Source organism: Paenibacillus sp. GbtcB18 (genome assembly GCF_019091125.1).
GTDB classification, from domain to species: domain Bacteria; phylum Bacillota; class Bacilli; order Paenibacillales; family NBRC-103111; genus Paenibacillus_F; species Paenibacillus_F chitinolyticus.
In genome coordinates this window covers 1-1481 of record NZ_JAGXJX010000056.1, presented here as the reverse complement: position 1 = coordinate 1481, position 1481 = coordinate 1, and the positions used below count along the sequence as shown (strand labels likewise).

Here is a 1481-nt window from a genome sequence, read left to right as displayed (position 1 = left end):
GTTTTAATGATTGGTATAAATCCAAAGAGAGTTCTGTATGGAAGGAAAGATATAGACATTATCAATGGAAAGTTTCATAGAGTATAGTAATTTAATCACTGTTTTGTGGAAACAAAACTGTCATTTTCTGCCAGATACACAAGTTGTAGGACTGGGGTAACAATGACAATTCAAGATGAAATTGTGTCTAATAATTCTCTAAAATGGATGCAGGGATCTCTTATATTGAAGACTTCAGTTTATCGGCATTAGGCTTTTAAATACGATTCGACGCTTATAACGTTATAAGATGAAGTTACTAAAAGAACAAATTAGATGGAGTATGGTGAAAGGTGAAAAAAATTCTTGCTATATGTATCCTATTTGTCAGTTTTCTTGTAGTTGGTATCGTATTTGTTGATATAAAAAAGACGGTGACGCAGTCTGATGTCTCCAAACAGGAAAAAAATTCTACGTTTAAGGAAATCAACAATCCTATTATTTTAGAAGACAACTTTCAATCTGGACTAGAAAAATGGAAGATAGCGATCAACGACCCGGAAAGCCGTATGAACCTAGATACTGATACAATCTCGCGGCGTGTACATATAGTAGATGCGCCTGGCATGACGGGAGATTACAAAGCAGTGCAGTTCGTTGTTCCGCATTCTCAAGGACAATTCCGTTCAGAAATTGCACAACCATACGAAGAAGGATTCCATGAACGTTGGTATACAGCACGGACTTATATTCCGCGTGACTGGGTGTTGGACAAGAGCAGTGGCAACGATATCGTTATGCAATGGCACGCCGTACTTGGCAGTGAGCGAGTGGATCGGGATTTTCCGGAATTGGCTATTGCAGTGGAAGGGGACAGATGGAAGATACAACGAGCGTTTGGTTCTCCTGCGAGTATAGGGCGCGATTTTAAGACATTGGATGAACTAGTGCAACAAGGAGTTTGGTCTTCGTGGGTAATCTATGCAAGGTGGTCAGCAGGAAGTGATGGATTACTACGAATATGGAAAGATGGAAAAGTTGTATGGGAAGTGCAAGGTCCTAATGCCTATACGACACGTACACGTACGCCTTACTTCAAGATAGGACTTTACCACCCGCAGTGGAAACCGAAGTATGGCGAACCAAAACCTGGTCTGGTAAAAGAAAGGAAGGTTTTCATTACCGATGTCAAGATAGGAAGTGAAGAAGCGACTTATCAGGATATGATGACAAAAAGTGATTTATTAAAAAAGGAAAAATAGATATCCAGAATAAGTGGTAGCTCCTCATCGGTGACTTCTCTATTATTTATCAAAGATTATCGATATCTTTAATAACGAAACGATTTGTTATGTCATCAGTGAATCACAAACAATGACATTAGCACTGAATTAGAAGTTTTTGAAAAAGCACATGATGCACATACAGTGAAGAAGTAGAGGATTAGATTAGTAGGCATAGGGAGAAATCTATATGTCTTTTTTTTATCCCGCATTAACGGG

General features: G+C 38.8%; 1 protein-coding gene. It reads left to right on the top strand.

Going from position 1 to position 1481, the window contains the following annotated elements; all coding sequences use genetic code 11:
* Positions 1–332 precede the first annotated feature (332 nt).
* A complete protein-coding gene (locus KVT34_RS29430) occupies positions 333–1241 on the top strand; it encodes a polysaccharide lyase family 20 protein (RefSeq protein ID WP_217563206.1) in 909 nt (302 codons plus the stop codon).
* The last annotated feature ends 240 nt before the right edge of the window (positions 1242–1481 follow it).